Origin of the sequence: Streptomyces sp. NPDC048420 (genome assembly GCF_040651535.1) — a bacterium.
Lineage (GTDB): Bacteria > Actinomycetota > Actinomycetes > Streptomycetales > Streptomycetaceae > Streptomyces.
Genome location: NZ_JBEZKG010000008.1, coordinates 283613 through 308928 on the forward strand (window position 1 = coordinate 283613; position 25316 = coordinate 308928).

21 protein-coding genes are annotated in these 25316 nt (G+C 70.8%); 13 read left to right on the forward strand and 8 right to left on the reverse strand.

The genetic code is table 11. The features are described 5' to 3' along the window. Positions 1-374: 374 nt before the first annotated feature. On the reverse strand, positions 375-1010 hold the full coding sequence (locus tag AB0D34_RS16735) for a TIGR03085 family metal-binding protein (RefSeq protein WP_362662139.1): 636 nt from the start codon (positions 1008-1010) through the stop codon (positions 375-377). Positions 1011-1093: 83 nt separating this feature from the next. Between AB0D34_RS16735 and hisI the strand changes: the two genes are divergently transcribed. The 10 genes from hisI to lgt all read left to right on the forward strand — a co-directional run bounded on the left by hisI (position 1094) and on the right by lgt (position 9940). Further along, complete coding sequence (hisI, locus tag AB0D34_RS16740) at positions 1094-1492, forward strand: phosphoribosyl-AMP cyclohydrolase (RefSeq protein WP_362662141.1); 399 nt, start codon at positions 1094-1096, stop codon at positions 1490-1492. An 11-nt stretch (positions 1493-1503) separates the two neighbouring features. Then, on the forward strand, positions 1504-2982 hold the full coding sequence (locus tag AB0D34_RS16745) for an anthranilate synthase component I (RefSeq protein ID WP_362662143.1): 1479 nt from the start codon (positions 1504-1506) through the stop codon (positions 2980-2982). Positions 2983-3053: 71 nt separating this feature from the next. Next, positions 3054-3695: a TIGR02234 family membrane protein gene (locus AB0D34_RS16750; protein WP_362662145.1), complete on the forward strand. Its 642-nt coding sequence runs from the start codon at positions 3054-3056 to the stop codon at positions 3693-3695. A 178-nt stretch (positions 3696-3873) separates the two neighbouring features. Then, a complete protein-coding gene (locus AB0D34_RS16755; protein WP_362662147.1) occupies positions 3874-4122 on the forward strand; it encodes an HGxxPAAW family protein in 249 nt (82 codons plus the stop codon). An 84-nt stretch (positions 4123-4206) separates the two neighbouring features. Further along, positions 4207-4647, forward strand: coding sequence for a DUF2752 domain-containing protein (locus tag AB0D34_RS16760; RefSeq protein WP_362662149.1), 441 nt, complete (start codon positions 4207-4209; stop codon positions 4645-4647). Between the two features lie 138 nt (positions 4648-4785). Further along, positions 4786-5595, forward strand: a complete 810-nt coding sequence (gene trpC, locus AB0D34_RS16765) for an indole-3-glycerol phosphate synthase TrpC (protein ID WP_362662151.1) — start codon at positions 4786-4788, stop codon at positions 5593-5595. Between the two features lie 320 nt (positions 5596-5915). Further along, on the forward strand, positions 5916-7202 hold the full coding sequence (gene trpB, locus AB0D34_RS16770; protein ID WP_362662153.1) for a tryptophan synthase subunit beta: 1287 nt from the start codon (positions 5916-5918) through the stop codon (positions 7200-7202). Next, entirely contained in the window at positions 7199-8023 is an 825-nt protein-coding gene (trpA, locus tag AB0D34_RS16775) for a tryptophan synthase subunit alpha (RefSeq protein ID WP_362662155.1), read from the forward strand. The genes trpB and trpA overlap by 4 nt, the downstream gene beginning before the upstream one ends. Before the next feature lie 116 nt (positions 8024-8139). Beyond that, complete coding sequence (locus AB0D34_RS16780) at positions 8140-8919, forward strand: thioredoxin domain-containing protein (protein ID WP_362662157.1); 780 nt, start codon at positions 8140-8142, stop codon at positions 8917-8919. An 82-nt stretch (positions 8920-9001) separates the two neighbouring features. Next, entirely contained in the window at positions 9002-9940 is a 939-nt protein-coding gene (gene lgt / locus AB0D34_RS16785) for a prolipoprotein diacylglyceryl transferase (protein ID WP_362662159.1), read from the forward strand. Between the two features lie 59 nt (positions 9941-9999). Here the strand turns inward: lgt and AB0D34_RS16790 are convergent, their stop codons facing one another. The 7 genes from AB0D34_RS16790 to AB0D34_RS16820 are packed head-to-tail and all read right to left on the reverse strand — an operon-like array spanning position 10000 to position 17784. Next, positions 10000-10827 carry a CoA ester lyase gene (locus tag AB0D34_RS16790; RefSeq protein WP_362662161.1) on the reverse strand — a complete coding sequence of 276 codons (828 nt, stop codon included), beginning with the start codon at positions 10825-10827 and terminating at the stop codon, positions 10000-10002. Further along, positions 10824-12014: a CoA transferase gene (locus AB0D34_RS16795; RefSeq protein ID WP_362662162.1), complete on the reverse strand. Its 1191-nt coding sequence runs from the start codon at positions 12012-12014 to the stop codon at positions 10824-10826. The genes AB0D34_RS16790 and AB0D34_RS16795 overlap by 4 nt, the downstream gene beginning before the upstream one ends. Beyond that, positions 12011-12904 carry a ribokinase gene (gene rbsK / locus AB0D34_RS16800; RefSeq protein WP_362662164.1) on the reverse strand — a complete coding sequence of 298 codons (894 nt, stop codon included), beginning with the start codon at positions 12902-12904 and terminating at the stop codon, positions 12011-12013. Before rbsK ends, AB0D34_RS16795 begins: the two co-directional genes overlap by 4 nt. Next, positions 12901-14337, reverse strand: a complete 1437-nt coding sequence (locus AB0D34_RS16805) for an ADP-ribosylglycohydrolase family protein (protein ID WP_362662166.1) — start codon at positions 14335-14337, stop codon at positions 12901-12903. The genes rbsK and AB0D34_RS16805 overlap by 4 nt, the downstream gene beginning before the upstream one ends. Further along, complete coding sequence (locus tag AB0D34_RS16810; protein WP_362662168.1) at positions 14325-15503, reverse strand: ADP-ribosylglycohydrolase family protein; 1179 nt, start codon at positions 15501-15503, stop codon at positions 14325-14327. The genes AB0D34_RS16805 and AB0D34_RS16810 overlap by 13 nt, the downstream gene beginning before the upstream one ends. Positions 15504-15511: 8 nt before the next feature. Then, a complete protein-coding gene (locus AB0D34_RS16815) occupies positions 15512-16744 on the reverse strand; it encodes an ADP-ribosylglycohydrolase family protein (protein WP_362662170.1) in 1233 nt (410 codons plus the stop codon). Then, positions 16741-17784, reverse strand: a complete 1044-nt coding sequence (locus AB0D34_RS16820; RefSeq protein WP_362662172.1) for an ADP-ribosylglycohydrolase family protein — start codon at positions 17782-17784, stop codon at positions 16741-16743. The genes AB0D34_RS16815 and AB0D34_RS16820 overlap by 4 nt, the downstream gene beginning before the upstream one ends. 256 nt (positions 17785-18040) lie before the next feature. On the opposite strand from AB0D34_RS16820, the gene AB0D34_RS16825 reads away from it, so the two are divergent. From AB0D34_RS16825 to AB0D34_RS16835, 3 genes are all read left to right on the forward strand, one after another. Beyond that, a complete protein-coding gene (locus tag AB0D34_RS16825) occupies positions 18041-18772 on the forward strand; it encodes a VIT1/CCC1 transporter family protein (RefSeq protein ID WP_362662174.1) in 732 nt (243 codons plus the stop codon). A 378-nt stretch (positions 18773-19150) separates the two neighbouring features. Next, a complete protein-coding gene (gene gltB, locus AB0D34_RS16830; protein ID WP_362662176.1) occupies positions 19151-23758 on the forward strand; it encodes a glutamate synthase large subunit in 4608 nt (1535 codons plus the stop codon). Then, positions 23751-25211, forward strand: a complete 1461-nt coding sequence (locus AB0D34_RS16835) for a glutamate synthase subunit beta (RefSeq protein WP_362662178.1) — start codon at positions 23751-23753, stop codon at positions 25209-25211. Before gltB ends, AB0D34_RS16835 begins: the two co-directional genes overlap by 8 nt. Positions 25212-25316 lie beyond the last annotated feature (105 nt).

The window sequence follows — 25316 nt, forward strand, 5'->3', positions numbered from 1 at the left end:
CGCGCTCGGCGGTGTGGTCGCGCTGCGTTCCGGGGCTGCGCGGGGCGGAGCTGCCCGGGGCGGGGTTGCCTGGGTGAGGTGCGGGGTGTTGTGCCGGGCTGGTTGCCCGGGTGGGGGTTGGTGCTGCGCGGGGCGGAGCTGCCCGGGTGCCGTGTGGGCGCTGCGCCGGGCCGGGTTGCCACGGTGAGGTGTGGACTCTGTGCGGGGCGGAGTTGCTCAGGTGGCGTGCGGGATCTGGCTCGGGCGCGGTGGGGGCGGCGGGTGACGAGCCGGGCCTGCCGGTCGGTCGCCCGGGGTGGCCTACGGTCTCCGCGGTCGGCCGAGCCGTTCGAGTGACCGTCGTCGGCCGCCGGGGGATTCGGCCGCGGCCGTTCTCAGAGACCCAGTTCCTTCGCCTCGTGCAGCTTCGCGATCGCCTCCTTGTCGCCGTCCAGCCCCACCTTGGCCGCGCTCTGCCGGCCGTACAGGAACAGCAGCAGCTCCGAGGGCTCGCCGGTCACCGTGACGACCGGGGTGCCGCGGTGGGCGACCGCCGTCTGGCCGTCCGGGCGGCGCAGCACCAGGCCGGTGGGGACGCCGCGGCCCATGAGCCGGGCGCTGCGCTCCAGACGGGACCACAGGGCGTCCTGGAAGACCGAGTCCAGCTCGCGCGGCGCCCAGTCGGGGCGGGCCCGGCGGACGTCCTCCGTGTGGACGTAGAACTCGACGGTGTTCGACAGCTCCTCGACCTGCTTGAGCTGGAACGGTGAGAAGCGCGGCGGGCCGGTGCGGATCAGCTGGATCAGTTCTTCGTAGGGCTTCTCGGAGAACTCGGCCATCACCCTGTCCAGGCGGGACGCGAGCTGCTTGATCAGCAGACCGCCGGCCGCGTCGGGGCGGCGCTCGCGCACCACCACGTGCGCCGCGAGATCGCGGGTGAGCCAGCCCTCGCAGAGAGTGGGGGCGTCCGGACCCTCGGCCTCCAACAGGTCGGCGAGGAGAAGTCGTTCACGCTTGGCGAAAGTCGACATGCAGTCAGCCTACGACCGCGCCCGGGGTCCGCCCAGTGGACACCCGACAGTCACTGTCAGTGGCGCGCGGCACAATGGCAGTCATGACCAGCACGCCCCCGCCCAGCAGCAGCCTCGACCCCGAGATCGGAGCGCGCCTCAAGCGCAGCGCCGACGGGCTCGTCCCCGCCATCGCCCAGCAGTACGACACCGGTGAGGTGCTCATGCTCGGCTGGATGGACGACGAGGCGCTGCACCGCACGCTGACCACCGGCCGCTGCACCTACTGGTCGCGCAGCCGCCGGGAGTACTGGGTCAAGGGCGACACCTCCGGCCACTTCCAGTGGGTCAAGTCCGTCGCCCTCGACTGCGACGCCGACACCGTGCTGGTCAAGGTCGACCAGGTCGGCGCCGCCTGCCACACCGGCGCGCGCACCTGCTTCGACGAGGACGTCCTCCTCAAGGACGGCGTCGGTTCCGGCACCGCCGCCTCGGATCAGTAAGGTCAGCCGCCATGGACCTCGATACCTTCCGCAAGCTCGCAACCGACCGGCGCGTCATCCCGGTCACGCGCAAGCTGCTCGCCGACGGTGACACTCCGGTCGCCCTCTACCGCAAGCTCGCCGCCGAGCGCCCCGGCACCTTCCTGCTGGAGTCCGCGGAGAACGGCCGCTCGTGGTCCCGCTACTCCTTCGTGGGCGTGCGCTCGGCCGCGACCCTGACGGCCCGCGAGGGCCAGGCCCACTGGCTCGGCACCCCGCCGGTCGGCGTCCCCGTCGACGGCGACCCGCTGGCCGCCCTGCGCGCCACCATCGAGGCCCTGCACACCCCGCACCAGGAGGGCCTGCCACCGTTCACCGGCGGCATGGTCGGCTATCTCGGCTACGACGTCGTGCGCCGCCTGGAGAAGATCGGCCCGGGGGAGCGGGACGACCTGAACCTGCCCGAGCTGACCATGCTGCTCACCAGCGACCTCGCCGTCATGGACCACTGGGAGGGCTCGGTCCTGCTGATCGCCAACGCGATCAACCACAACGACCTGGACACCGGCGTCGACGAGGCCTATGCCGACGCCGTGGCCCGCCTCGACGCCATGGAGGCCGACCTCACGCGCGCGGTCGCGCAGCCCCCGGCCGTCCTCCCGCCCTCCGAGCTCCCGGAGTACACCGCGCTCTGGGGCGGCCCCGACTTCCAGGGAGCCGTCGAGGACATCAAGGAGCGCATCCGGGCCGGCGAGGCCTTCCAGGTCGTCCCCTCCCAGCGCTTCGAAACGCCGTGCACGGCCAGCGCGTTGGACGTCTACCGGGTCCTCAGGGCCACGAACCCGTCGCCGTACATGTACCTGTTCCGCTTCGACGGTTTCGACGTCGTGGGCTCGTCCCCCGAGGCCCTCGTCAAGGTCGAGGACGGGCACGCCATGGTCCATCCCATCGCCGGCACCCGCTGGCGCGGGGCCACCCCGCAGGAGGACCAGGCCCTCGCCGACGAACTGCTCGCCGACCCGAAGGAGCGCGCCGAGCACCTGATGCTGGTGGACCTCGGCCGCAACGACCTGGGGCGGGTCTGCGAGCCGGGCTCGGTGGAGGTCGTCGACTTCATGTCCGTCGAGCGGTACTCCCATGTGATGCACATCGTCTCGACGGTCACCGGCAAGGTCGCGCAGGGCCGCACCGCCTTCGACGTCCTGACGGCCTGCTTCCCGGCCGGCACCCTCTCCGGGGCGCCGAAGCCCCGCGCGATGCAGATCATCGACGAACTGGAGCCGTCCCGGCGCGGGTTGTACGGCGGCTGCGTCGGCTACCTCGACTTCGCGGGCGACTCCGACACGGCGATCGCCATCCGTACGGCGCTGCTGAGGGACGGCACGGCCTACGTCCAGGCCGGTGCCGGCATCGTCGCCGACTCCGACCCGGTCGCCGAGGACACGGAGTGCCGCAACAAGGCGGCGGCGGTCCTCAGGGCGGTTCACACGGCGAACCGGCTCGGCAAGTAGGGGCCTTCGCCGGGAAATGGGGCGCTTCTCACGGAACCCCGGGTGACCGTTCGCCCGGGGTTCGGGTGATAGTGGGGTACGTGACTGCTGTACCTCCCCCCCGTTCCGAAGCCGCAGGACCCGCCAGGGCCGGCCGCCTCAGTCTTGCCGTAGCCCTGCTCGCCGGTGCGCTCGGCGCGGCCGTGGCGCTGCTCTCGACCCGCCAGCGGTGGTCCGAGGGCACCGCGACGGTGGCCGGCGGCGCGTTCCCGCTGACCGCCAAGGGCAGCGACGTGACCGGTGTCCCGGCCGCGCTGGCCATAGTGGGCCTCGCCGCGCTGGTCGCCGTCTTCGCCGTACGCAAGGCGGGGCGTCTGCTGGTCGCCGGGGTGCTTGCGCTCTCCGGTGCGGGGATCGTGGTGGCGGCGCTGCTCGGGGCCGGTGATTCTTCCGCGCTTGACGAGCAGGCGGCGAAGGCCTCCGGGGACACGTCGGCGACGGTTGCCTCGCTCTCGCACACCGCGTGGCCGTATGTCGCCGTGGTGGGGGGTGCGCTGATTCTCGTGGCCGGGCTTCTTGCTCTTCGGTACGGGCGGTTGTGGCCTGCGATGTCGGGGCGATACGAGCGGGACGGGGCGCCCAAGGTGCGTCGTAAGGCTGTGGTGGTGGATCCCGATCGGCCTGAGGACATCTGGAAGGCGCTGGATCGTGGGGAAGATCCGACGGGGGCGTAGCGGTCGGCTTTCGGGTGCGGGCCGTATGTGGCTGGTCGCGCCCGCGCGGCGGTAGCCGCACATCGATACAGCCCCGCGCCCCTGTGGGGCGCGTCTAAGTGACCCCCGGATACATGGCGACCCTGCGTACGGAAGAATGGGCGCAGACATCACGTACTTCAGCACCTAGGAGCAAGCAATGGCGGGCAGCAGCCACGGTCACACCCCGGCCGCCTGGACCGGTGTCACTATCGCCTTCATCGGTTTCTGTGTCGCGGGCGCCTTCATGGTGATGGCCCAGCCGGCTGGCTTCTGGGCCGGTATGGCGATCGTGGTCATCGGTGGTGTCGTCGGCTGGATCATGAGCGCCATGGGGATGGGCATGCCCAAGGACGCCCACAAGCCGCTCGTCACCGCGCAGCCGGAGAAGGCGGACGCCAAGAGCTGACACGCGGACCCGAACCTCGTGGAGGGGCGGCCCGGTGGAATCGCCGGAGCCGCCCCTCACGCGTTCGAGGGAGGGCGGGGGAGAATGCCAGACGTGAACGCCGACAGTGAGCGAGTACTGCCCCGGACCGGCCCGCTGGGACGCCTGGCCGTCCCGGGCGGGATCCTCGCGGCCGTCGCCGGGGCCTTCGCGTACGTGGGGACCGTGGACCCCAACCAGCCAGGCCACTACCCCGTCTGCCCGCTCTACCGGCTCACCGGCCTCTACTGCCCGGGCTGCGGCGGTCTGCGCAGCGCGCACGCGTTCATCCACGGCGACTTCCTGGGCGCCCTCCAGGACAACGCGATGGCCGTGGTGGGCTATCTGGGCTTCGCCGTGCTGTGGACCGTCTGGGTGGTCCGTGCGGCGCGGGGCCGGCCGCTGCGGCTCAGTCTCGGCCCGGTGCAGCTGTGGACGCTGGGGGCATTGGCGCTGGTCTTCACGGTTGTCCGGAACCTGCCGTTCGGTGGCTGGCTTCATCCTTGATCAACTGGCGAACGTCCAGGTAGTGGGACCGACGTCAACCGGATGTGAGGCCTACGCCCTCCTGCGGATACCATCGCAGTGACCACCTGTTTTCATCGGTCGCTGGAACTGTCAATCGTCTGGAAGGGGGCCGCTCGCGTGAGTGTGCTCGACGAGATCATCGACGGAGTCCGTGCCGACCTCGCGGAGCGGCAGGCGCGCGTCAGCCTCGACGAGCTCAAGGAGCGCGCGGCGAAGGCTCCCGCGGCCAAGGACGGCGTGGCCGCACTGCGCGGCGACGGCGTCAAGGTCATCTGCGAGGTCAAGCGCTCCAGCCCCTCCAAGGGCGCGCTGGCCGCGATCGCCGACCCGGCGGGCCTCGCCGCCGACTACGAGGCGGGCGGCGCGGCCGTCATCTCCGTCCTCACCGAACAGCGCCGCTTCGGCGGCTCGCTGGCCGACCTGGAGGCCGTCCGCGCGCGCGTGGACATCCCGGTCCTGCGCAAGGACTTCATCGTCACGTCGTACCAGCTCTGGGAGGCCCGGGCCTACGGCGCCGACCTCGCGCTGCTCATCGTGGCGGCCCTGGAGCAGCCCGCCCTGGAGTCCCTGATCGAGCGCGCCGAATCCATCGGGCTCACCCCGCTCGTCGAGGTCCACGACGAGGACGAGGTCGAGCGCGCGGTGGACGCCGGAGCGAAGATCATCGGCGTCAACGCGCGTAACCTCAAGACCCTCGAAGTCGACCGCGGCACCTTCGAGCGCATCGCCCCCGAGATCCCGGCCGGTCTGGTCAAGGTCGCCGAGTCCGGCGTCCGCGGCCCCCACGACCTGATCGCCTACGCCAACGCCGGCGCCGACGCGGTCCTGGTCGGAGAGTCCCTGGTGACAGGGAAGGACCCGAAGACGGCGGTGTCGGACCTGGTGGCGGCGGGAGAACATCCTGCTCTCCGGCACGGCCGCGGCTGATCTCCCGCTAGGCTTGCCCCGATGAACCTCACGACGACAACCACGGACAGGTACGCCCGCCTCGCGCGCGGCTGTCGCCCCCGTGGTTGCCGCGCGCCCGCACGCAGGGTGCATGGTCGTCGGGTCCGGTATGTCATCGGTGACGAACCCGGACAGGTGAACGGCCGTCGATGGCAGCGCGCCCTATAGGGGCGCGGGACAGTGCCTGAAATGCGGCTCCGCCGCGCGAGCGCGACAAGCCACAGACGACCTTCCGTCGTCGGACAAGCCCCGCCCCCACGGCGATTAGGTATTTCCCAAACTCACCGTGAGGTTCAGTCATGCCCAGCGAGTTCTTCATCCCCGACCCCGAGGGTCAAGTCCCGAGCCCTGAAGGCTACTTCGGCACCTTCGGCGGCAAGTTCATCCCGGAGGCCCTCGTCGCCGCCGTGGACGAGGTCGCCGTCGAGTACGACAAGGCCAAGCACGACCCCGAGTTCGCCCGCGAGCTCGACGACCTGCTGGTCCACTACACCGGCCGCCCCAGCTCCCTCACCGAGGTCCCCCGCTTCGCGGAGCACGCGGGTGGCGCCCGGATCTTCCTGAAGCGGGAAGACCTCAACCACACCGGCTCCCACAAGATCAACAACGTCCTGGGCCAGGCCCTGCTCACCAAGCGCATGGGCAAGACCCGGGTGATCGCGGAGACCGGCGCCGGTCAGCACGGCGTCGCCACCGCCACCGCCTGCGCGCTGTTCGGCCTCGAATGCACGATCTACATGGGCGAGATCGACACCCAGCGCCAGGCCCTGAACGTGGCCCGGATGCGCATGCTCGGCGCCGAGGTCATCGCCGTGAAGTCCGGCAGTCGCACGCTCAAGGACGCGATCAACGAGGCGTTCCGCGACTGGGTCGCCAACGTCGACCACACGCACTACCTCTTCGGCACGGTCGCAGGACCGCACCCCTTCCCGGCCATGGTGCGCGACTTCCACCGCGTGATCGGCGTCGAGGCCCGCCGCCAGATCCTGGAGCGGGCCGGCCGGCTCCCTGACGCGGCCGTCGCCTGCGTCGGCGGCGGCTCCAACGCCATCGGTCTCTTCCACGCCTTCATCCCCGACACGGACGTACGCCTCATCGGCTGCGAACCCGCCGGGCACGGCGTGGAGACCGGCGAGCACGCGGCCACCCTGACTGCCGGTGAGCCAGGCATCCTGCACGGGTCCCGCTCCTACGTCCTCCAGGACGAGGAGGGCCAGATCACCGAGCCGTACTCCATCTCGGCCGGTCTGGACTACCCGGGCATCGGCCCCGAGCACTCCTACCTCAAGGACTCCGGTCGCGGCGAGTACCGCGCGGTCACCGACGACGCGGCCATGCAGGCACTGCGCCTGCTGTCCCGTACCGAGGGCATCATCCCGGCCATCGAGAGCGCCCATGCGCTGGCCGGTGCCCTGGAGGTCGGCAAGGAGCTCGGCAAGGACGGGCTGATCATCGTCAACCTGTCCGGTCGCGGCGACAAGGACATGGACACGGCCGCGCGGTACTTCGGCCTGTACGACACCGACGCCGAGGTGGCGGCTGACGAGGCCGGTACCGGCGCGGAGATCGAGGGGGACGCCAAGTGAGCGGGAACATTCAGCTGCTGTCGGACACCCTCGCCGGCGCCAGGGCCGAGGGACGCTCGGCGCTCATCGCCTACCTCCCGGCCGGGTTCCCTACGGTGGACGGCGGCATCGAGGCGATCAAGGCCGCCTTCGACGGCGGCGCGGACGTCGTCGAGGTCGGCCTGCCGCACAGCGACCCCGTCCTCGACGGTCCGGTCATCCAGACCGCCGACGACATCGCCCTGCGCGGCGGCGTCAAGATCGCCGACGTCATGCGGACGGTCAAGGAGACCTACGAGGCCACCGGGAAGCCGGTGCTCGTGATGACGTACTGGAACCCCATCGACCGCTACGGCGTCGAGCGGTTCACCGCCGAGCTCGCCGAGGCGGGCGGCGCGGGCTGCATCCTGCCCGACCTGCCCGTGCAGGAGTCGGCGCTGTGGAGGGAGCACGCCGAGAAGCACGGGCTCGCCACGGTCTTCGTGGTCGCGCCCAGCAGCAAGGACGCGCGGCTCGCCGAGATCACCGCGGCGGGCAGCGGGTTCGTGTACGCCGCCTCGCTCATGGGGGTCACGGGTACGCGTGAGTCGGTCGGGGCGCAGGCCCAGGACCTGGTCGAGCGCACCCGGGCCGCCGGTGGCGGTACGGACCTGCCCGTCTGTGTCGGGCTCGGTGTCTCCAACGCGGCGCAGGCCGCTGAGGTCGCCGGCTTCGCCGACGGTGTGATCGTCGGATCGGCCTTCGTGAAGCGGATGCTGGACGCGCCGGACGACAAGGCCGGCGTCGAGGGCGTCCGTGAGCTCGCGGGTGAGCTGGCGAAGGGCGTGCGCCGAGAGGCGTAACCCTCGTGCGCCTGTCACGGCGTACCTGTCATGGCGTAACGGGAAATTCGGTCACTCGAACGGGTGGACCTGGGGCCGGGGAGGCGCGGTGCGCCTCCCCGGTTCGTTTCCGGGGTGTGAGCGAGAAGAACCGTGAGGGAAAGCGCACCGCCCGGGAGCGGCTGGCGGAGGAGCGCGCGAAGCAGAAATCCGCGGAGAAGCGGCGCCGGGTGCTGATCGTGGGCGTGAGTGTCGTGTGCGTCCTGGGTCTCGCGGCGGTGGTCGGCGTCATCGCGGCCAACTCCGGCAAGGACAAGGACAGCAGCGACTCCTCGGGCCCCGTCGTGGCGCCCTCGGGGGCCAACGGCCAGGACAGCCTCGCCATCCCGGTCGGCGAGGAGGGCGCGAAGTCCACCCTCGTGGTCTGGGAGGACTTCCGCTGCCCGGCCTGCAAGGCCTTCGAGACGGCGTACCGGCCGGCGATCCACGAGCTCACCGAGTCCGGCAAGCTCAAGGTCGAGTACCACCTGGCGACGATCATCGACGGCAACATGGGCGGCACCGGCTCGCGCAAGGCGGCCAACGCGGCGGCCTGCGCCCAGGACGTCGGGAAGTTCACGGGGTACCACGACGTGCTCTACGAGAACCAGCCCGAGGAGACCGACGACGCCTTCGCCGACGACGGCGAGCTCCTGGAACTGGCGAAGAAGATCGACGGGCTCGACACCCCCGCGTTCCGTACGTGTGTCGAGAAGGGCACCCACAACAGCTGGGTCGAGAAATCGGCGGCGGCCTTCCGGGGCGGCGGCTTCAGCGGGACGCCGACGGTCCTGCTGAACGGCAAGAACATCTACCAGGACCAGACGATGACGCCGGCGAAGCTGAAGCAGCAGGTACAGGAAGCCGCCAAGGGGTAAGGATTTCAGGTCTCCCTGTTATGGACCCGTTGCCGGGCCGCCTGCCGTGGGCCCGGCCCGGCAGGGTAGCGTCGACCCTGCCATGGAACTTGCCTACATTCCCAGTCCGTCGCGCGGGGTGATCCACCTCGGTCCCATCCCGCTGCGTGGCTACGCGTTCTGCATCATCATCGGCGTCTTCGTAGCCGTCTGGCTCGGCAACAAGCGCTGGATCGCCCGTGGTGGGCGGGCCGGCACGGTGGCCGACATCGCGGTCTGGGCCGTGCCGTTCGGTCTTCTCGGCGGCCGCCTCTACCACGTGATCACGGACTACGAGCTGTACTTCAGCGAGGGCCGTGACTGGGTGGACGCCTTCAAGGTCTGGGAGGGCGGCCTCGGCATCTGGGGCGCGATCGCGCTCGGCGCGGTGGGCGCCTGGATCGGGTGCCGCCGTCGTGGCATCCCGCTGCCGGCGTACGCCGACGCCATCGCGCCCGGTATCGCCCTCGCGCAGGCGATCGGGCGCTGGGGCAACTGGTTCAACCAGGAGCTCTACGGCAAGCCGACGGACCTTCCGTGGGCGCTGCACATCACGTCCTCCACGGACGGGCGGGTGCCGGGCTACTACCACCCGACGTTCCTGTACGAGTCGCTGTGGTGCATCGGTGTCGCGCTTCTCGTCATCTGGGCCGACCGCCGCTTCAAGCTCGGCCACGGGCGGGCGTTCGCGCTGTACGTCGCCGCGTACTGCACGGGGCGCGGCTGGATCGAGTACATGCGCATCGACGACGCCCACCACATCCTCGGGGTCCGGCTCAACGTGTGGACCGCGATCATCGTGTTCCTGCTGGCCGTGACCTACTTCGTGCTCTCGGCGAGGAAGCGGCCGGGGCGGGAGGAAGTGGTGGAGCCCGGAGCGGCCGAAGACGCCGCCGACGAGGGTGAGTCGGCCGACGGCGACGAGAAGGCCGAGGCCGCGGCCGACTCCGACGAGGCGAAGGACGACGCCAAGGACGAGGCCGAGTCCGCGAAGAAGACCTGAGAGCCGGCTGTACGTCGACGAAGGGCGCCCCGAGCTGTTGTGGGGCGCCCTTCGTCGTGTCACCGGGCGCGGTGAGCGAGCGCGAGGGCGCGGTGGGCCTGGGCCACTACCGCCGCGTCGATGAAGGTGCCGTTCGGGAGGGCCTGGGCCCCCTGTTCGGTCTCCGCTGCCTTGAGGACCGTTTCCGCCTGCTCGATCTCCTCCTCCGTGGGGAGGTAGGCCCGCTCGATGACCGGGAGTTGGCGGGGGTGGATGGCCGCGCGGCCCAGGAAACCGAGGGCACGGCCTCGGACGCACGAGGCTTGGAGGCCGTCCAGGTCCCGGGTGTCGGGGTGGACCGACTGGGGTGGGGGAGGCAGGGCCGCCGCTCTCGCGGCCACGACGATCCGGGAGCGGGGCCAGTCCAGGCCGGTGTCGTCGCGCAGGGCCAGGTCGGCTCGTAGGTCCGCCTCGCCGAGGGCGATGCCCCGCAGCGTGGGGTGGGCCGTCGCGATGTCGTAGGCACGCTCGATGCCCAGAGCCGATTCCAGGAGGGCGTACAGGGGCGGAGAGCCTCCTTGGGGTCGGGCTGTCGCTGCCGCGACGTGCGTGATCTGGGCGGGGGAGGTGACCTTGGGGAGGCGTAGGCCGCAGACGCCCGGGAGGGAGGCGAGCGCTGCCAGGTCCGCTGTCGCCAGGGGGCTGTCGACGGCGTTCACGCGGACGTGGACCGGGGTCGGCTGGGGGTCGGTGAGACGTTCGGCGGTCGCCTCGCGGGCGTAGCGCTTGCGGTCGGGGGCGACCGCGTCCTCCAGGTCGATGACGACGACGTCGGCGCCGGCGGCGAGGGCCTTGGTGACGATCTCGGGGCGGTCGCCGGGGACGTACAACCAGGTGAGTGCGGTCATACGGCGCCTTCCTCGCGCAGGGTCGCCAACTCGGCGTCGGCCAGGCCGAGTTCTGTCAGGACCTGGGCGGTGTCCGCGCCGTGCGGGCGGCCCGCCCAGCGGATCGCGCCGGGGGTCGAGGAGAGCCGGAAGAGGACGTTCTGCATGCGCAGGGGGCCGAGGTCGGGGTCGTCGACGGTGGTGACCGTGTCGAGGGCCTGGTACTGCGGGTCGGTCATCACATCGCGGATGTCCTGGATGGGGGCGACCGCTGCTTCTGCCTTCTCGAAGGCCGCGAGGACCTCGTCGCGGGGGCGTTCGGCGATCCACGAGCCGACCGCCTCGTCGAGGATGTCGGCGTGTTCCGCTCGCTGCGCGCCCGTCGCGAACCACGGCTCGTCGATCAGTTCCGGGCGGCCCACCAGGCGCATCACGCGTTCCGCGATCGACTGGGCCGAGGTGGAGACGGCGACCCAGGTGCCGTCGGCGGTGCGGTAGGTGTTGCGCGGCGCGTTGTTGGCGGAGCGGTTGCCGGTGCGCTCCTGGACGTGGCCGAGCTGGTCGTACCAGGTGGGCTGGGGGCCGAGGACCGTCAGGATCGGCTCGATGATCGCCATGTCGACGACCTGGCCCTCGCCGGTGCGGTCGCGGGCCGCGAGGGCGGTCATGACGGCGTACGCCGTGGCCAGGCCCGCGATGGAGTCGGCGAGGCCGAAGGGCGGCAGCACCGGGGGCGCGTCCGGTTCGCCGGTGATCGCCGCGAAGCCGCTCATCGCCTCGGCGAGGGTGCCGAAACCGGGACGGCGGGAGTAGGGGCCGAACTGGCCGAAGCCGGTGACCCGGGTGAGGACCAGACGGGGGTTGACGACCTGCAGTTCCGGCCAGCCCAGGTCCCACTTCTCCAGGGTGCCCGGGCGGAAGTTCTCGATGACGACGTCCGCCGTCTCGACGAGGCGGAGGAAGGTGGTGCGGCCGCCCGGCCTCGAGAGGTCGAGCGTGATCGTGCGCTTGTTGCGGCCCAGGAGCTTCCACCACAGGCCGATGCCGTCCTTCGAGGGACCGTGGCCGCGGGAGGGGTCCGGTTTGGTGGGGTGCTCGATCTTGACGACCTCCGCGCCGAAGTCGCCGAGCATGGTGGCGGCCATGGGGCCCGCGAACAGGGTGGCCAGATCGACAACGCGCAGGCCGGCGAGGGGTGCGTGGGTCATGACGTGTACCCGGCCTCGATCTCGGAGCGGTACGGCATCGACGCCGACGCGCCTTCCCGCTGGACGGAGAGTGCGGCCGCGGCGGCGGCCCAGGCCATCGCCTCCCGGATCGGCCGCTCCTCACCGAGGGCGACCGCGAGCGTGCCCACGTAGGTGTCGCCCGCCCCGGTGGAGTCCACCGCGGTCACCCGGGGCGCGGGGACCGCGAGGGGTTCGGCGTCCCGGGTCAGGTAGAGGCTGCCCGCCGCGCCCAGGGTGATCACCACCCGGGGGACGCGGTCGAGGAGGGCGGCGCCCGCGGCGAACGGGTCGGGGAGGCCGGTCAGGGTGGCCGCCTCGTGTTCGTTGGGCACCAACAGGTCGGTGGCGGCGAGGAGTTCGGGTGGGAGGGGCTGGGCGGGGGCGGGCGTCAGGATCGTACGGACGCCGTGGGCCCGGGCGGCTTCGGCGCCTGCCAGGACCGCCTCCAGAGGGATCTCCAGTTGGAGGAGGAGGGCGTCGGCGGAGGCGATCAGGCCCTCGTCGCCAGGGGCGAGGTGGTCGACGGTGCCGTTGGCGCCGGGGATGACGACGATCGAGTTGCCGCCGTCGTCGTCCACGACGATATGGGCGGTGCCGGAGGGGCCCTCTACGGTGCGCAGGTGGTCGGTGGTCACGCCCGAGTGCTCCAGGGTGGAACGCAGGCGGGTGCCGAAGCCGTCGTTGCCGACCGCGCCGATCATCGAGACGGTGGCTCCGGCGCGGGCGGCGGCGATCGCCTGGTTGGCGCCCTTGCCGCCGGGGATCGTACGAAACTCCCTGCCGGTGACGGTCTCTCCGCGCTGGGGTGCCTTGTCGACATAGGCGACCAGGTCCATGTTCGTGCTGCCGAGCACGGCGATGTGGGTCATGGGCGGTGTGCCTCCCGGTGGGTGAGGTGGGCCAGGCTGTCGAAGCCGGTGCCGTTGAAGTCGGCGACGGAGGTGGCGAGGCGGTTCTTGAGGGGAGTAGTCCAGCGATCGGGGAGGTGGTCGGGGGCGCCGGCGAGGAGACCCGCGATGCTTCCCGCTGTGGCGCCGTTGGAGTCGGTGTCCCAACCGCCGCTCACCGCTTTGCAGATGGAGCGGGTGAAATCGCCGTCGGCGTGGGTGAGGGCGGCGGCGATCAGGGCGGTGTTGGGGATCGCGTGGACCCAGTGGTGGGTCCCCGCGTGGGTGGCGTGGAGTGCGTCCACGACGTCGTTGAAGTCGTCGTGCTGCTGGGCCAGTTGGACGGCCTGGGTGATGGCCTTGGTGAGGCGGGAGTTCGGGGGGATCACGGTGAGGCCGGTGCGGAGGCAGGTGTGGATGTCGGGGGTTGTCGTCGCCTGCGCGATCATCGCTGCCGTGAACATCGCCGCGTAGACGCCGTTCGCCGTGTGGGTGAGGGTGGCGTCCCGGTGGGCCTGTTCGGCTGCGGCGGCCGGGTCGCCGGGGTTGGTCCAGCCGTGGACGTCGGCGCGGATCAGGGCGCCGATCCATTCGCGGAAGGGGTTGCGGTGGCGGGCGGTTCGTGGGGGTTCCAGGCCCTGGAGGAGATTGCGGTAGGCGATGCGTTCCGCGGTGAACGTGCGGCCTGCGGGGAGTTCGTCGAGCCAGAGCTTTGCCACGTCGGTGGTGGTGAAGTGTTTGCCGTGGCGTTGGAGCAACAGGAGGTTGAGGAGGGGGTAGTTGAGGTCGTCGTCCTCGGGCATGCCGTCGATGTTCTCGGCGAGGGAGGTTGTTGCTGAGCGGCGGTTCCAGGGGTACGTCGACGCCAGGTCCTGTGGGATTCCTCTTGCTGTGAACCAGGTGTCCAGGGGCCAGTTGCCGGTGGATTTGGCCAGTTGGCGGATGGCTTCGAGGGGGAGTTTTTCTACGGGTTTGCCCAGGAGGCAGCCTGCTGCTCGGCCTAGCCAGGCTGCTTCCAGGGCGGCCTGGGTGGGGGGTGCTGTAGGGGTGTTCTCGCTCGCCCGCGCCGGCGGGGTGCCGCTTTCTGTGGGTCGGGAGCCGCCCCAGGCGGCACGACTGCCCGCAGTTGGGGCGGGCCAGTTCGGGCAGCTGGCCCTGATCTTGGCCAGGTCGGTCGGCTCGTCCTCTTGCAACTTGCTGGACAGGTCGGCGAGTTCATCGAGCAGGTCCTCTGCCAGTTGCCGCAGGTATCGCGACGTCGGCTGCTCGGACGCGCCCGCCCTGAGCGGCGCCTCCGCACCTCCCGCGCCCCTCCACCTCGCCGCGATCGCCGACGGCTCCCTGCCGTCCTGGGCTGCCTGGTGGAGTTCGTGGCCGATGAGGTCCTCCGGTTGGACCCAGGTCAGGCGGAGCATCTTGGGCCTCCGAGTTCCGCGAAGGCCGCCTCGTGGGTTCTGCGGCGGATCACGTCCTGTTCGAAGATCTGTTTGGCCACGGCGGTCAGGGTCTTCGCCGGTTCCCACAGGTCCAGGCGGCTTGCCTCCGAGACCTGTTTTGACCAGTCCTCCGGGACCGGGGAGCCCAGGGCGCCCGCCATCGCGCCGGCCATCGTGGCGATCGAGTCGCAGTCCCTGCCGTAGTTCACCGCGCCGAGGACCGCCTGGCGGTAGTCGCCCGCGGAGACGAGCAACATGGCCAGGGCGATGGGGAGTTCCTCGATGGCGTGCACGCGGGAGGGGCGGCGGGCGGCCAGGGAGGGGGCGCGGTAGTCGGGGCCGACCGTGTCGTGGGGGGACACCGCCTCGCGCAGGGGGCGTAGGGCCGATTCGAAGTCCGTGTGGTGGCCAGCCACTTCGCAGACCTGCTCGATCGCGGTGCGGGTGCCGTCCTTCGCCAGGGCGAGGCAGGTCGTGACGATCGAGTCCGGTGTCGCGCCCGGCCTCGCGGCCGCGGCCACCGCCGCCGCGAAGACTCCCGCCGCCTCGCGGCCGTACGACGACTGGTGGGCGCCCGCGATGTCGAGGGCCTCGGTGTAGGCGGCCTGTGGGTTGGCCGCGTTGACCAGGCCCACCGGGGCCATGTACATCGCCGCACCGCAGTTGACGATGTTGCCGACGCCTGCCTCGCGGGGGTCGGCGTGGCCGTAGTGGAGGCGCGTGACCAGCCATTTCTCCGCGAGGAAGATGCGCTGCAGGGGGAGGGCCTCCGCCTCCAGTTCCGGGATCCAGCGCGGGTTCGTCATCAGGTCGGGGACCAGGTGGTCGGCGATCGCGTAGGCGTCGAGATGGTCGCGGACCTGGTCGTAGACCCTGATCAGGGCGTGGGTCATCAAGGTGTCGTCGGTGATGTGGCCGTCGCCCTTGTGGTACGGGGCGATGGGGCGGGCGGTGCGCCAGGCGTCGCCGTTCCAGGGGCCGACGATGCCGTGGACGCGACCGGCGTGGCGTTCGAGGATCTGGTCGGGGGAGTAGCCCTCGACGGGGCCGCCGAGGGCGTCGCCCACCGCCGCGCCGACGAGGGCTCCGGTGATCCGGTCTTCCAGGGTGCTGGCTGCTGGGTTTTCTGGTTGTTTGGGCGCCATGCCCGGAATCATCCTCCTGGGAGGGGCGGTTGTGCGGCTTCCAGGAGTCCGGCGAGTTCCACGAGGTCCGTGCCGGTGAGGCGGGGGAGGGCGCAGCCTGAGAGTTTGCGGCAGGTGGCTCGCCAGGTGGTGGGGATCGCGGCGGTGCCTCCGAGTGCGCCGGTCAACGCGCCCACCAGGGCGGGGGCCGAGTCGGCGACCCGGGAGAGACAGGCTGCCGCGGGGACCGCTTCGGCGATACGGCCCTGTGCGGCGGTGGCCAGGGCGAGGGCCACGGGGACGGTCTCGGCGGCCGCGATGCCGTAGCTGTAGACGTGGTCGACGATCTCGTGTTCCAGCGCGGGGATCAGGGCGAACGCGCTGTCGGCGGAGTGGGCGAGGCGCAGGGCGTGGCGGGCGTTGCGGCCGATCTCCGTTTCTTCCGGGAGTTCGGTGAGGGCGGCTGCCACGCAGGTCTCCACGGGGGCGCCGGTCAGGGCGAGGGAGAGGGCCGCGGCCATCGCTCTCGCTCCGTGCACTCCGTCGCCGTCCTGGGTGTAGCGGGCGTCGAACTCGGCGAGATCGGCGGCGAGTCGGGGGTCGCCGGGGTGGGCCACCGCGAGGACGCAGGCCCGGACGCAGGCCGCGTCGTCGAAGTAGTGGGGGTTGTCGTGGCCGGTGGCGGGTGGGCGCAGGCCGGTGGCGAGGTTTCCGAGGCCCGCGCGTACGGAGATGCGGGCGCGGAGGGGGATCTTCGCGGACTCGATCTCCGGGGCCCTGTCCGTCGCTGCGGCCACTTCGGCGGCGAGGGCGTTCCAGGTGAGGTCGATGGCGGCTCTGGTACGGCGTTCTCTGGTGAGGTCGCCGAGGGCGGTGTCGTCGCCTGCCCTGAGGAGGGCCTCCGCGGTGAAGGCTGCCCATTCCGCATCGTCGGAGGGGCCCAGGCGGAGGGGGTCGGGGGGTTGGTTGAGGGCGATGGGGACGGGGAGGGTGGTGGTGGCGTTCTGTTCGGCGAAGGTGTCGAGTTCGCGGGTGAGGCGGCGGGTCCAGTCGGGCATGCGGGCGGCTCTGTGGCGGGCGGACGGCCAGCCGGCGGCGTCGCCTGCGGCTAGGCCGAGGAGGAGTCCGGTGACTCTTTGAGCGGCGCCTTCGGCCTGTTTGCTCCCACCCGCACCACCCGTCTCGCTTTCGTCGTCGGGTGCGGGTGCGTTCGGCTTCGCCGTGAGCCCCGTTGATTCGTCCCATGGGATCGGCGGAGTCATGAGGACACCTCCGTGTTGCTGCCTGCCGTCGGAACGAAGGCGTCCGGGCCCGTCACCAGCAACTCCGCCACGTCCAGCACATGATGGCCCGCCATCGACGGCAGGCAGCTTCCCCTCGCCCGGCCGATCGCCGAGGCCCAGTCGGGTGGGATCGCCGTCGCGCCCCTCGTCGCGCCCGCCAGCGCCCCCGCCACCGCCGCCGTCGTGTCCGCGTCGCGCCCCATGTTCACCGCCGTCAGGACCGCCTCGCGGAAGTCGCCGTCCGCCGCCGCGTACGCGCCGAAGGCGAGGGCCACCGCCTCCGGGGCCAGGTCGGTCCAGGGGTAGCCGCCGATGACGACGGCGGAGCGGACCGCGCGTTCGCCCCGGTGCGCGACCGCCACCGCCCTCCTCAAGGACCTCGCCGTCCAGCTGTCGTCCGGGATCACCGCCAGCGCGGAGGCGACGACGGCGATCGTGGGGGCGCCCGCCATCGCCGCCGCCACGCCCGCCGCCACCGCCTGGCCGCCGTAGATGCCCTCGCCGTCGTGGCTCACCGAGCCGTCGACGGCCACCAGGCGGGCCGCCTCCGCCGGGCGGCCTGCGGCGAAGACGCCGAACGGGGCCGCCCGCATGGCCAGACCGTCGCTCCAGGCGTGGCGGTGCTGGGCCGAGATGGGGGCCGCGAGGCCTCGGCGGAGGTTCTCCAGCGTGCCGCGCTCACTGAAACCGGCGCCCCGGAAGGGGCCCTCGTCGCGGTCCGCGATCCACTCGTGCCAGGCCGCCTCCACATGGGACGCGGTGAGGGCCGAGCCGTGCCGGGCCAGGAGGAGGCCGGAGAAGATCGCGTACTCCGTGTCGTCCGTGCCGGCCGGTTCGTCCACGACGTAGCCCTCGATACGGCCCCAGCGGGCGCGGATCTCCGAGGGCTTCAGGTTCTCGGCGGGGGCGCCGAGGGCATCCCCGACGGCCAGGCCCAGCAGGGCGCCGCGGGCCCGCTCACGGAGTTCGGCGGTGCTCCGCGGCACCGGGGGCGGGGGGACGCAGGCGATCGATGTCATACGCGGGCCTTTCCACAGAGACACCTTTTGCGGATGTGTCCCACCGTCGGCGGTTGACCGGAGCCTCCTCGGTCCCAACGTCACCCGGTCGACATCTGTGCAAGCTAGCTATCGAATGAGCGCTCGACGGTAAAGGTGCAGGTTAGCGCAGCCTCTCCTTGCTGGCGGGCGGGAATGAGCGGACGTAACGTGAGCGCTGTTGAGAATTAGAATCTGTCCAAAGTTAGCTTTGGCTTAGCTTTCCTGGGGGACCGGAATGGCCGTCATCGACATCGAAGCGCCACTGCACGAGGCGCACCGTGACAACCACACGCACCGGGACGTGAACGGCGGCTGGCTCAGGCCCGCCGTCTTCGGGGCCATGGACGGGCTCGTCTCCAACCTCGCCCTGATGACCGGTGTCGCGGGCGGGGCCGTCGGTCACCACACCGTCGTGCTGACCGGCCTTGCGGGGCTCGCCGCCGGCGCCTTCTCCATGGCCGCCGGTGAGTACACCTCCGTCGCCTCGCAGCGCGAGCTCGTCGAGGCCGAGCTGGATGTGGAGCGGCGGGAGCTGCGCAAGCACCCCCAGGACGAGGAGGCGGAGCTCGCCGCGCTGTACGAAGGGCGGGGGGTCGAGCCCGAGCTGGCCAGGGAGGTTGCCCGGCAGCTGTCGAAGGATCCCGAGCAGGCCCTGGAGATCCATGCCCGCGAGGAGCTCGGCATCGACCCCGGCGACCTGCCCTCGCCGCTCGTCGCCGCCGTGTCCAGCTTCGGGTCCTTCGCGCTGGGTGCCCTGCTCCCCGTACTCCCGTATCTGCTCGGTGCGACCGTGCTCTGGCCCGCCCTGCTGCTCGCCCTTCTCGGGCTGTTCGCGTGCGGTGCCGTGGTGGCCAGGGTGACCGCGCGGACCTGGTGGTACAGCGGGCTGCGGCAGCTCGTGCTGGGAGGGGCGGCGGCCGGTGTGACGTACGCCCTGGGCAGTTTGTTCGGAACGGCCGTAGGATAGATCGGCTGCTACTTATGCGTTGGGCCGCATAAGTAGCCGTTACTCGCTGGTTTCGAATGCTTAACCACTGGGCATGAGCCGTAAGCGCTGTGGGCAATGACGCTTGCGGCGCACTCGCGGGGTGGGCGACGCAGCCCCCTCCGCCCCCCGGGCCGATGGACGACGATCTGACCGATCAGTCCGGTCTGGAACCACATACTTCAGGCCATGTGTGCGGCACCCCCTTCGCACGGCATGGCGTCCGCATGTTGGAACGGAATATCCAGTTTCCGAGAACCGCTCCATCATGTAACCTGCACGAAATTTTGCACACACGCAGAGGGCCAACGTCGTCCCTCGGCAATCTGCATATGCCAGTTGACGACGACGGGAGAGCCGATGCGTACGCCGCGCCAGCCGTCCCAGCACTCCACGAATGGCCAGAAGTGGTCGTTCATGGATGCTCGCCCTGCTGCGCAGGGTATGTACGACCCCCGCAACGAGAAGGACGCCTGTGGCGTCGGTTTCGTGGCCACCCTCACCGGCGAGGCGAGCCATGCGCTGGTCGAGCAGGCGCTCACGGTTCTGCGCAACCTGGAGCACCGCGGTGCCACCGGCTCCGAGCCCGACTCGGGTGACGGCGCGGGCATCCTGTCCCAGGTTCCGGACACCTTCTTCCGCGAGGTCGCCGGCTTCGAACTGCCCGCGGCCGGTGCCTACGCCGTCGGTATCGCCTTCCTGCCCGAGGAGGGCACCGAGGACGCCGTCTCGAAGATCGAGACGATCGCCGCGGACGAGGGCCTGACCGTTCTCGGCTGGCGCGAGGTTCCCGTCGCCCCCGAGCTGCTCGGCGCGACCGCACGCTCGACGATGCCGGCCTTCCGCCAGGTCTTCGTCAGCGACGGCTCCGCAGCGCCTTCTAGGGGTATCGACCTCGACCGCAAGGCCTTCGTGCTGCGCAAGCGCGCCGAGCGCGAGGTCGACGTCTACTTCCCCTCGCTGTCCGCGCGGACCATCGTCTACAAGGGCATGCTGACCACCGGCCAGCTGGAGCCCTTCTTCCCGGACCTGTCCGACCGCCGCTTCGCCTCCGCGATCGCGCTCGTGCACTCCCGGTTCTCCACGAACACCTTCCCGTCGTGGCCGCTCGCCCACCCCTACCGGTTCGTCGCCCACAACGGTGAGATCAACACCGTCAAGGGCAACCGCAACTGGATGCGCGCCCGCGAGTCCCAGCTGGTCTCCGACCTCTTCGGCAACGACGACAAGGCCATCGAGCGGGTCTTCCCGATCTGTACGCCCGAGGCCTCCGACTCGGCGTCCTTCGACGAGGTCCTCGAACTCCTGCACCTGGGCGGCCGTTCGCTGCCGCACTCCGTGCTGATGATGATCCCGGAGGCGTGGGAGAACCACGACTCCATGGAGCCCGCCCGCCGCGCGTTCTACGAGTTCCACTCCACGATGATGGAGCCCTGGGACGGCCCGGCCTGTGTCACCTTCACCGACGGCAAGCAGGTCGGCGCGGTCCTCGACCGCAACGGCCTTCGCCCCGGCCGCTACTGGGTCACCGACGACGGTCTGGTCGTCCTCGGCTCCGAGGTCGGCGTCCTCGACATCGACCCCGCCAAGGTGGTCCGCAAGGGCCGTCTCCAGCCGGGCCGGATGTTCCTCGTCGACACCGTCGAGCACCGCATCATCGAGGACGACGAGATCAAGGCCGCCCTCGCCGCCGAACAGCCGTACGCGGAGTGGCTGGAGGCCGGGGAGATCGAGCTCTCCGACCTGCCCGAGCGTGAGCACATCGTGCACACCCACGCCTCGGTCACCCGCCGCCAGCAGACCTTCGGCTACACCGAGGAGGAGCTGCGCATCCTCCTGGCGCCGATGGCCAAGTCGGCCGCGGAGCCCATCGGTTCGATGGGTACGGACTCGCCGATCGCTGCTCTCTCCGAGCGCCCCCGGCTGCTCTTCGACTACTTCACCCAGCTGTTCGCGCAGGTCACCAACCCGCCGCTGGACGCGATCCGCGAGGAGCTCGTGACCTCGCTGCGCAGCTCGCTGGGCCCGCAGGGCAACCTCCTTGAGCCGAGCGCCGCGTCCTGCCGTACGGTCACCCTGCCCTTCCCGGTGATCGACAACGACGAGCTGGCCAAGCTCATCCACATCAACGCCGACGGCGACATGCCCGGCTTCAAGGCCGCGACCCTCTCCGGCCTGTACCGGGTCTCCGGCGGCGGCGACGCCCTCGCCGCCCGCATCGAGGAGATCTGCGCCGAGGCCGACGCGGCCATCGAGAACGGCGCCCGGCTGATCGTCCTGTCCGACCGGCACTCCGACGCCGAGCACGCGCCGATCCCGTCGCTGCTGCTCACCGCGGCCGTCCACCACCACCTCATCCGCACCAAGCAGCGCACCGAGGTGGGTCTGCTGGTCGAGGCCGGTGACGTCCGCGAGGTCCACCACGTCGCCCTGCTGATCGGCTTCGGCGCCGCGGCCGTGAACCCGTACCTCGCCATGGAGTCCGTCGAGGACCTGCTGCGCGCGGGCACCTTCCTGGACGGCATGGAGCCCGAGCAGGCCATCCGCAACCTGATCTACGCCCTGGGCAAGGGTGTACTCAAGGTCATGTCGAAGATGGGCATCTCGACCGTCGCCTCCTACCGCGGCGCCCAGGTCTTCGAGGCCGTCGGTCTCGAAGAGGGCTTCGTGGAGAAGTACTTCAGCGGGACCGCCTCCAAGATCGGCGGCGTCGGCATCGACGTCATCGCCAAGGAGGTCGCCGCCCGGCACGCCAAGGCGTACCCCGCCTCCGGCATCGCTCCCGCGCACCGCGCGCTGGAGATAGGTGGCGAGTACCAGTGGCGCCGTGAGGGCGAGCCGCACCTGTTCGACCCGGAGACGGTCTTCCGCCTCCAGCACTCGACGCGTGCGAACCGCTACGACATCTTCAAGAAGTACACGGACCGCGTGAACGAGCAGTCCGAGCGGCTCATGACGCTGCGCGGCCTGTTCGGCTTCAAGAGCGACCGCCAGCCGATCTCCGTCGACGAGGTCGAGCCGGTCTCCGAGATCGTCAAGCGCTTCTCCACCGGCGCCATGTCGTACGGCTCCATCTCCAAGGAGGCGCACGAGACGCTCGCCATCGCCATGAACCAGCTGGGCGGCAAGTCCAACACCGGTGAGGGCGGCGAGGACGCGGACCGTCTTTACGACCCGGCGCGCCGTTCGTCGATCAAGCAGGTCGCCTCCGGCCGCTTCGGTGTGACCTCCGAGTACCTGGTCAACGCGGACGACATCCAGATCAAGATGGCCCAGGGCGCCAAGCCCGGCGAGGGCGGCCAGCTGCCCGGCCACAAGGTCTACCCGTGGGTCGCCAAGACCCGGCACTCCACCCCGGGTGTCGGTCTGATCTCCCCGCCGCCGCACCACGACATCTACTCGATCGAGGACCTGGCCCAGCTGATCCACGACCTGAAGAACGCGAACCCGCAGGCGCGGATTCACGTGAAGCTGGTCTCCGAGGTCGGCGTCGGCACGGTCGCGGCGGGTGTGTCCAAGGCGCACGCGGACGTCGTCCTGATCTCCGGCCACGACGGCGGTACGGGTGCCTCTCCGCTCACCTCGCTGAAGCACGCGGGCGGCCCCTGGGAGCTCGGCCTCGCCGAGACCCAGCAGACGCTGCTGCTCAACGGCCTGCGCGACCGGATCGTCGTCCAGACCGACGGCCAGCTCAAGACCGGCCGTGACGTCGTCATCGCCGCGCTGCTCGGCGCCGAGGAGTTCGGTTTCGCGACCGCGCCGCTCGTCGTCTCCGGCTGCGTCATGATGCGCGTCTGCCACCTGGACACCTGCCCGGTCGGCATCGCCACCCAGAACCCGGTGCTCCGCGACCGCTTCACCGGCAAGGCCGAGTACGTCGTGAACTTCTTCAAGTTCATCGCCGAAGAGGTCCGCGAGCTCCTCGCCGAGCTGGGCTTCCGCTCCATCGAGGAGGCCGTCGGCCACGCCGAGACCCTCGACGTGACCCGCGCGGTCAACCACTGGAAGGCGCAGGGCCTGGACCTGGCCCCGCTCTTCTACGTGCCCGAGCTGCCCGAGGGTGCCGCGCTGCACCAGGTCATCGAGCAGGACCACGGCCTGGAGAAGGCGCTCGACAACGAGCTCATCAAGCTCGCCGCCGACGCCCTGGCCGCCGACTCGGCGACCGACGCCCAGCCGGTGCGCGCCCAGGTCGCGATCCGCAACATCAACCGCACGGTCGGCACCATGCTCGGCCACGAGGTGACGAAGAAGTTCGGTGGCGCGGGCCTGCCCGACGACACCATCGACATCACCTTCACGGGCTCGGCCGGCCAGTCCTTCGGCGCCTTCCTGCCGCGCGGTGTCACGCTGCGCCTGGAGGGCGACGCCAACGACTACGTCGGCAAGGGCCTCTCCGGCGGCCGGGTGATCGTCCGCCCCGACCGGGGCGCCGACCACCTCGCCGAGTACTCGACGATCGCGGGCAACACCATCGCCTACGGCGCGACCGGCGGCGAGCTGTTCCTGCGCGGTCGTACGGGTGAGCGGTTCTGCGTCCGCAACTCCGGCGCGACGGTCGTCTCCGAGGGCGTGGGCGACCACGGCTGTGAGTACATGACCGGCGGTCACGCGGTGGTCCTCGGCGAGACGGGCCGCAACTTCGCGGCCGGCATGTCCGGCGGTATCGCCTACGTGATCGACCTCGACCGGGACAACGTCAACGTCGGCAACGTGAACGCCGTAGAGGCGCTGGACGACACCGACAAGCAGTGGCTGCACGACGTGGTGCGCCGCCACCAGGAGGAGACCGGCTCCACGGTCGCCGAGAAGCTCCTGGCCGAGTGGGACACCGCGGTGGACCGCTTCAGCAAGATCATCCCCAGCACGTACAAGGCAGTGCTCGCCGCCAAGGACGCCGCCGAGCAGGCGGGACTCTCCGAGTCCGAGATCACCGAGAAGATGATGGAGGCGGCGATCAATGGCTGACCCGAAGGGCTTCCTGAACCACGGCCGTGAGGTCGCCAAGTCCCGCCCCGTCGACGTACGTCTGAAGGACTGGAACGAGGTCTACGTCCCGGGTTCGCTGCTTCCGATCATCTCGAAGCAGGCGTCCCGCTGCATGGACTGCGGTATCCCGTTCTGTCACAACGGCTGTCCGCTCGGGAACCTCATCCCCGAGTGGAACGACTACGCCTACCGCGAGGACTGGGCGGCCGCGTCGGAGCGTCTGCACGCGACCAACAACTTCCCGGAGTTCACCGGTCGGTTGTGCCCGGCTCCCTGTGAGTCGGCGTGTGTGCTCGGCATCAACCAGCCGGCCGTGACCATCAAGAACGTCGAGGTCTCGATCATCGACAAGGCGTGGGACAGCGGCGATGTCGCGCCGCAGGCCCCGGAGCGCCTGTCCGGCAAGACCGTCGCGGTCATCGGCTCGGGCCCCGCGGGCCTGGCCGCCGCGCAGCAGCTCACCCGGGCCGGTCACACCGTCGCCGTCTACGAGCGCGCGGACCGCATCGGAGGCCTCCTCCGGTACGGCATCCCCGAGTTCAAGATGGAGAAGCGGCACATCAACCGCCGTATCGAGCAGATGCGCGCGGAGGGCACCCGCTTCCGTACCGGCATCGAGATCGGCCGCGACCTCAAGGCGACCGACCTGAAGAAGCGGTACGACGCCGTCGTGATCGCCGCCGGTGCCACCACCGCGCGTGACCTTCCGGTGCCGGGCCGCGAGCTCAAGGGCATCCACCAGGCCATGGAGTACCTGCCGCTGGCCAACAAGGTGCAGGAGGGCGACTACGTCACCGCCCCGATCTCGGCCGAGGGCAAGCACGTCGTGGTCATCGGCGGTGGCGACACCGGCGCCGACTGCGTGGGCACCGCCCACCGCCAGGGCGCGGCCTCCGTCACCCAGCTGGAGATCATGCCCCGGCCGGGCGAGGACCGGGCGCCGCACCAGCCGTGGCCGACCTTCCCCATGCTGTACAAGGTCACCTCGGCGCACGAGGAGGGCGGCGAGCGGGTCTACTCCGTCTCGACGACCCACTTCGAGGGTGACGAGGACGGCAACGTCCAGTGGCTGCACCTCAGCGAGGTCGAGTTCATCGACGGCAAGCTGACCCCGAAGCCGGGCACGGAGCGCAAGATCCCCGCCCAGCTGGTCACCCTCGCGATGGGCTTCACCGGCACCGACCGGGAGAACGGCCTGGTCGAGCAGTTCGGCCTGGACCTCGACGAGCGCGGCAACATCGCCCGCGACGCCGACTTCCAGACCAACGTGCCGGGCGTGTTCGTCGCCGGTGACGCGGGCCGCGGCCAGTCGCTCATCGTGTGGGCGATCGCGGAGGGCCGCTCGGCCGCCCGCGGCTGCGACCGCTTCCTGAACGGCGCGAGCGAGCTGCCGGCGCCGATCCGGCCGACGGACCGCTCGCTGATGGTGTGATCACCGCTGGTGTGACCACACCCGCATAGACGTCCCGTACAAAGGCGTACGGAACACTGACGGCGCCTGCCCCTCCAGTCCCCGACCGGACTCCGGGCAGGCGCT